The sequence below is a fragment of the Nitrobacter sp. 62-23 genome, from assembly GCF_001897285.1.
Lineage (GTDB): Bacteria > Pseudomonadota > Alphaproteobacteria > Rhizobiales > Xanthobacteraceae > Nitrobacter.
Map to the genome: position 1 here is coordinate 20,406 of NZ_MKSM01000122.1, position 6,762 is coordinate 27,167.

At 61.8% G+C, this 6,762-nt stretch carries 4 protein-coding genes and 1 pseudogene; 2 read left to right on the plus strand and 3 right to left on the minus strand.

The genetic code is table 11. The features are described from left to right. Positions 1 to 4: 4 nt before the first annotated feature. Positions 5 to 1,711 (minus strand): GspE/PulE family protein, encoded by a 1,707-nt coding sequence (locus BGO16_RS14015; RefSeq protein ID WP_292619350.1) that lies wholly within the window; start codon positions 1,709 to 1,711, stop codon positions 5 to 7. Positions 1,712 to 1,967: 256 nt separating this feature from the next. On the opposite strand from BGO16_RS14015, the gene gspD reads away from it, so the two are divergent. Further along, positions 1,968 to 4,328 (plus strand): type II secretion system secretin GspD, encoded by a 2,361-nt coding sequence (gene gspD, locus BGO16_RS14020; protein WP_292619351.1) that lies wholly within the window; start codon positions 1,968 to 1,970, stop codon positions 4,326 to 4,328. Beyond that, positions 4,300 to 4,851 (plus strand): tetratricopeptide repeat protein, encoded by a 552-nt coding sequence (locus BGO16_RS14025; RefSeq protein WP_292619352.1) that lies wholly within the window; start codon positions 4,300 to 4,302, stop codon positions 4,849 to 4,851. Before gspD ends, BGO16_RS14025 begins: the two co-directional genes overlap by 29 nt. Positions 4,852 to 5,016: 165 nt before the next feature. Here the strand turns inward: BGO16_RS14025 and BGO16_RS14030 are convergent. Together BGO16_RS14030 and BGO16_RS14035 are read right to left on the minus strand one after the other, a co-directional pair. Continuing rightward, positions 5,017 to 5,182, minus strand: a pseudogene (locus BGO16_RS14030) (transposase); the annotation flags it as partial. A 661-nt stretch (positions 5,183 to 5,843) separates the two neighbouring features. Beyond that, positions 5,844 to 6,762: porin (locus BGO16_RS14035; protein WP_292619353.1), on the minus strand; the 919-nt coding region annotated here is incomplete at its 5' end.

Genomic DNA, 6,762 nt, shown 5'->3' on the forward strand with positions numbered 1-6,762 from the left:
GTCCTCAGCGCGCGATCGTGACGCGGAGGATTTCCGCTGGACTCGTCAATCCGGCGCGGCATTTGGCGATGCCGTCGTCGAGCATCGTGGTCATACCGCCGCGGATCGCAGCCTGATCGATCTTCAGCCCGTCGGTCTTCTCTCCGATCAGATCGCGCAATGAGCCGTCGAGTTCGAGCACCTCGAACACGCCGAGCCGGCCGCGATAGCCGGTGTTGCCGCAACGTTCGCATCCGCAAGGCACATGCAGTGTTTCGCCCGGCTGGAAACCCAGTGTGGCGAGCCGCGGATCCTCAGAAAGGTCGGCCTCCGTCAGGGTTTTTGGTGACTTGCAGCGTTCGCAGAGCTGGCGCACCAGGCGCTGCGCGATCACTGCGCGCAAGGTGGAGCGCAGCAGGTATCCCTCGATGCCGAGATCAAGCAGGCGTGGCAGCGCCGCGGCGGCGGTTTCGGTATGCAAAGTGGTGAGCACGAGATGGCCGGTGAGTGCGGCGTGCACGGCGACATGCGCGGTCTCGGAATCGCGCACTTCGCCGACCATGATGACGTCGGGGTCCTGGCGCACGAAGGCGCGCAGCGCGCTCGCAAAGGTCAGTCCGATCGCGGGCTTGATCTGCGACTGGTTGATGCCGGGGATCTCGTATTCGACCGGATCCTCCACGGTGAGGATTTTCCGCATCGGTTCGTTCAGGATCGACAGGATGGTTGCAAGAGTCGTGGTCTTGCCGCTGCCGGTCGGTCCGGTAATGACGATCATGCCATGCGGCAGCTCCAACAGCCGCCGCAGCTTGGTCTCGTCGGTCTGCGCAAAGCCGAGCTTCTCGACCACGAGCAGTCCGCGATCCTTCGGCAGGATGCGGATGACGGCGGATTCGCCGTGCTGGGTCGGCATGATGGCGACGCGGATATCGATGTCGGTGCGGCCGGCGCGCAGCCGTGCGGCGCCGTCCTGCGGCAGCCGCCGTTCGGCGATGTTGAGGCTCGCGATGATCTTAATGCGCGAGATCACAGCCTGCGGCAGAACGCCGGCGGGCGGCGTGATCGACCGGAGTATTCCGTCGATCCGCAGACGAACCACGAGTCCGCTTTGAAACGGTTCGATGTGGATGTCGCTGGCCCGCAGTTCCACGGCCTTTTCAAGGAGGTCGTTGACAGCGCGCACCACCGGTGCGCCGCTTGCAAGGTCGCGCAGGCTTTCGACGTCGTCCTCGCGCAGCGCGGACATACCGTCGGCTTCAACGTGGGTGCCATGATCATGGTCGACGAGCCGTTGGTCCAGCACAACGGCGAGATCCTCCGATGAAGCCAGCGTGATCGCGATATCCGTGCCGAGCACGATCTCTGCTGCCCGTCGCGCCGCAAGATCGGTCGGGTCGGCGACAGCGAGGTGGACGCCGCGATCAGCCACCTCGTAGGGAAACATCAGCGTCTCGCGCAGGAAACGTTGCGAGAAGGCTGAAACCAGCGGCGTTGCCGAGAGCATATCCTGCAGGCCGGCACGGCGATGACCGAAGAAGTTCGCCGCCTCATCGGCGAAATCGGTTGGCGACAGGTTCGTGAGCTCCCAGAGTTTTGCGTGCGGCGTTACCGGTGCAGCAGACCGGATGCTGTCTTGCGCCGGATCGCCAGGCGCAACGTCTTCCTGATCTGCCGCTTTCAGGTGTCTGTTCCGCCGCAGATGCTCGACGAATTGAAGGGAGTGAGCGGTCATGCGCCTTCCTGGATTGTGATAGCGCCGCAGACAACAGTTACGCCGCTGGACTCTCACAACTTAACAATTGACTCTTAGCGGGTCACGTGCGAACGCTATATTTATACGACTATATCGTATCAAGTGTTCGATGAACAAGCAACGAATAGCCGGCGTTAGATAAATCTCTTCCTTTTTCGTTAGGGATGGACTTACCTTGGATCGGTCCTGGTGCCTGGTCCGCGATGTACTCGCTAGGGATTGGATCGGCGTAAGTATGGGACGTCTCAGCGATCGTGTCAGACGCTCAGGGATTATACACAACGTCTGCGTTATCGCGGCGGCACTTTGCATCGTCAGTCTTCTTGCCTCATGCAATGCCGCGACGACCGGCGCCACGGCGCCCGGCGATATCGACGTGCTCGACAAGGTCCGGTCGGTTGACATCATGCCGCGCCAGGCGCAGGGCGTGAACACAGCGCAGCCGAATGTCGGCGAGCGAGGCCGCGCTGCGGTATTCGAAGGCACCGAAATCACGGAGGTCGCGGAGGCGCGACCGCAATCCTCGACGAGCGGCGGCGGTAGCAGCGGCGGCTATGACCTGAATTTCGAGAACACACCGATCGCCACCGTCGCGAAAGTCATGATCGGCGACATCCTCAATACCGGCTACATCATCGATCCGCGTGTGCAGGGCACGGTCAGTCTGGTGTCGGTCCGCCCGGTGCCGAAGTCCGATATCGTGTTTGTGCTGGAGAACGCGCTGCGGATTTCCGGCGTCGTGCTGTTGCGCGACAGTACCGGGTATCGACTGACGCCGCGTGGCGACGCTGTCGGGGCGGGGCAGGTGGATTCAGTGGCGGCGAGTCCGGAGCCGGGCTACGGCGTTTCCGTCGTGCCGCTGCAATATGTTTCTGCGCAAACCCTGCTGAAGTTGATGGACTCCTTTGCAACAAAGGCTGGCAGCGTGCGCGCCGACGCAGCGCGCAACCTGTTGCTGATCCAGGGCACCGGGCCCGAGCGGCGCGCTGCGGTCGAGACCGCCATGAGCTTCGACGTGGACTGGATGCGCGGCCAATCGGTCGGCATCTATCCCCTCAGCAACAGCGCGCCGGAGCCGATCATCACTGAACTGGAAAAGATCATGGATTCGGGCGACAGCGGCCTTAGCCACAGCGTCGTCAAGTTCCAGCCGGTCAGCCGGCTCAATGCCATTCTCGTCGTCAGCCGGAAGCCGCCGTTGCTGCATACCGCTGCGACCTGGATCAGGCGGCTCGATCAAGCCGACACCACGCGTAACAGCGTGCATGTTTACCGGGTAAAATATGGGGAGGCGAAGCAGATCGCGCGCGTTCTCACCGCGATGTTCATCGGCGGGTCGTCGTCGTCGCTCGACAGCGCCGAGGATCAACTTGCGCCCGGCTCGGGCTTGTCGCTGACGTCCGGCGTTGACAGGCTATCGGGAAACACCAATTCGTCATCCTCGGCCGGCAGTTCCGGGGCGCGTTCCTCATCCGGAGTGGGCGGGACCGGCAGCGGGTTTTCGGGGACGGGGCAGCGGACGGCGGCCAGCGGCGGCGCGGGGGCCGGCACCGCTGCCGCTTCGGGCGGCGCGCTCGATACTGCGAGCGGCGGCAACGGACAGCCGCTCATGCAAGGCGTGCGCATCACTGCCGACGTCGTCAACAACACGCTTTTGATCTACGCCGATCAAGCCAACTACAAGATCATTGAGGCGACGCTGCATCAGGTCGATCAGCCGCAGTTGCAGGTGGCGATTGATGCGACGATCGCGGAGGTGACGCTCACCAACGAGCTGAGCTACGGTGTGCAGTCTTACCTGACCAGCAAGAACCTCGGTCTGAAGGCGGACCAGGGGTCGCTCCTCAACACGCAGTCAGGCGCCGCGCCGAGGCCGACAAGTAGTGCCACTGATGTTGCCGCGGCGGCAGGCTCGGTCGCCAACGCCTTCATTAACCGCGCGCTTCCCGGCTTCAATTTCCTGGTCGGCTCGGAAGCGCAGCCTGCCATCATTCTCGATGCCCTGCACGCAGTCACCAGCGTCAAGGTGCTCTCGAATCCTTCGCTCGTGGTGATCAACAACCAGACGGCGACGTTGCAGGTTGGCGACGTGGTTCCGGTCTCGACCGGCACCGCAACGGTCCTGAACGGCGCCAACAACGTGGTCAACAGCATCGACTATCGCAACACTGGCATCATCCTGCGTGTCTCGCCGCGCATCAACGTCAACGGCAATGTCCGGCTTGAGGTCGAGCAGGAAATCAGCAGCGTTCAGCCGACCGCCAATTCGACGCTGACGCCGACAGTGGCGGAACGGCGGGTGAAAAGCTCGATCTCGGTCGCCAGCGGTCAGACCGTGTTGCTGGCCGGACTGATCAGCGAACAACAGAACGGCGGACGCAATGGCATTCCCCTGCTTAACGAAATTCCGGGGCTGGGCGACGCTTTTTCGCACCAGGACAAGAAAGGCACCCGCACGGAGTTGATAATCTTCATCCGTCCGCAGATCATCCGCGATGGCACCGATGCACATCACGTCGCCGAGGAGCTGCGGTCGAAATTGCGCGGCAGCGTGGGAGCGAGCATCAATGACCTTCGGGTTCGCACCGTCCACTAATCGTGTGGTGCGCAGGCAAAAGCCTTCTCAGCGGCGTGCCTGGGCGGCAGGTCTCGTTCTTTTCGCCTGCTGTCTCCTGCCGCTGCGGGCCGCTTCGGCCGATGCGCTCGCGCGCGCCCACGCCGCCTATTCGCGGGGTGACTATATCGGCGTCGTCCGGATGCTGACGCCGCTTGCCCTGCGGGGCAATCCAAGAGCGCAGGCCCTTCTTGGATTTATGTATGAAAACGGGTTCGGCGCGCCGCAAGCCTACGACGCCGCGGTCGATCTCTACCTCGACGCGGCGATCCAGGGAAATCCATTCGGGCAAGCCATGCTGGGCCTGATGTATGACAAAGGCCACGGTATGCGATCGGATGTCGTGCTGGCCTATAAATGGCTGAATCTGGCGGCGGCCCGCGCGCCACGGCGCGAGCGCGACTATTTCCTGCGGCTGCGCAACGCAGTGGCCTCGAAGATGTCGCCTGCGCAAATTCACGAAGGTCAGCGTCTCGCGCTGGTTTGGGCACCAGGGCGCCCGTAATTTGACCGATGCCGCTCACCGCTCTCCATGGCAACGAGCGGGTTTACGATGATGAGGTGGGGGCTGCCTATTCTCCAGGAGTACCTTGGCAAGTCTATGTAAGCGCCTTCGGTCCGTATTCGGCCGACTGCAAATGTGCGCTGCCGGGAAATCACGAGACGTCTGCGGGCCGTAGCGCGCCGGAATGTCCGCCACGGTGCACCGGCGCTGCCGCCAGAAAATCCCGTTCAGCATCCGCCGGTCATCCACCCCGTGCAACACCGCGCGATTTGTTCGGTAAAAGCGGCTGGATCACAGACCATTCAAAATCCGTCAGATCAAAACGAGCCATTCAATCCTCCCTCGCCGGAGATTGATCATGCCGCCCGCTCAAACGGAATCCCATTTACGGGTTCGTGACCTAGTGCGTAATCATGAGGCTGCCGGTCTGACGGGGGCATCAAGAGAAAGACCGGCAGCCTCGTGCCGGAGGAGGTTAGCCGGCGCACAATCCTATACGATATATATGAGTATATACAATGTGACTGCCTGTCGTTCTCGCGGATGCGAGGCTGTGCCTCCTGAATTAATATCTTCAATGTGAGCTCACGACAGACCCTGTTTCCACGCCTCTGCCGCGTCATGGCCGATCGTACTGGGGAGCCGTAGGTCGCGCCACCATCCACTCGATCGATGTCAATGGCCAAGTTTCAACTTGCGGAACGATGCTCTGAAGCCTGCTCAAGGGCAACGCGTAAGGCTTGGTCGACGGGTAACGTAGCGAGCTTGAATGAATTCACCCATATTGAATCATTAGGCGAAGCTCGCGACCGTCATGATATGCACCTCGAAAAATCGTACCTACAGAAGGATTGTGCTGCAGTTATCCAACTGCGATAGAGCGATCGAAGAAGTCGTTTAGAAAACACGCCACCAATCTCCTCTACGCCGGCAAAACAAAACCCCGGCAGTTTCCTGCCGGGGGTTCGCTTCAGGATGTCGATAGCCTGATGTTACCAGTTGCGCTGTGCGCGGAGCATGACGGTCCAGGTGTCCTGATCCTTCAAGGTATAGTGACCCGCAGGCTTGCCAATGCCGGTGTTGGCAGCAAGAGCCGCGACGCCGTCGTACTTCTGATCCAACATGGTGTAAACCGCTTCCGTTGTGAACGTCAGGTTCTTGACCGGAGTCCAGCGGAGGTTCGCACCAACCTGACCGATGTTGTAGTCCGGATTGCAAACGGTGATGTTCCCACCCGCGCGCGCACCAATCAGGGTATGAACCGTGCCGCCGACGCCGCACATCGCAGCTTTGGCGGCGCCGGTGTATCGAACCGATGCGTAGGCGCCGAAAACCGAACTGCTCCAGTATGGATTCCAGTTGTGGTTGAAACCGCCACGCATGCCCCAGGTCGAAACCAGCTGGAGCGATCCACCCGGGCCATACACCGAATCCGGCGCAAAGCCATATCCAACGCCGGTCACGCTGGAATAGATCGTGGCAGCGGCCGCCGGAGAGGCCTGATCCTGGATGTTGTAACTGGTCGCGCCGTCGGTGTAGACGCCTTGAAGGTTGATCGTGTCACCCGGCCCGGTCGGGATATTCTTGATCGACAGAGCGAGCTGACCAGCCCAACCCCACTTGCCTCCGGGTCCGCCGCTTGTTTGCGCGGCGCCGTAGTAAGCGGGATTGTTGTCATGGGCCGCAACCGACGCCTGGAACAGGCCCCACGCCTGATCGACGCGGAGCTGGCCGACGATGTCCGGAACGGTGGTCCCGCCATAGGCGCTGGCGCCGTAGCCGAAATTGCCCTGCGTCGCAGTGGCGAGGTTGAAAAGGCCAGGCTGGTAATACGCGCTCGGATCCTGCACACCGACCGAGGCGGACACGCCGTCGCCGAACTCCGCGGTATAGGTGAACTGGTTCACGCCC

Excerpts from the sequence above, each read along its gene's own strand:
- BGO16_RS14015 (WP_292619350.1), bottom strand. The coding sequence starts at position 1,711 with ATGACCGCTCACTCCCTTCAATTCGTCGAGCATCTGCGGCGGAACAGA.
- BGO16_RS14025 (WP_292619352.1), top strand. The coding sequence starts at position 4,300 with ATGACCTTCGGGTTCGCACCGTCCACTAATCGTGTGGTGCGCAGGCAA.
- gspD (WP_292619351.1), top strand. The coding sequence starts at position 1,968 with ATGGGACGTCTCAGCGATCGTGTCAGACGCTCAGGGATTATACACAAC.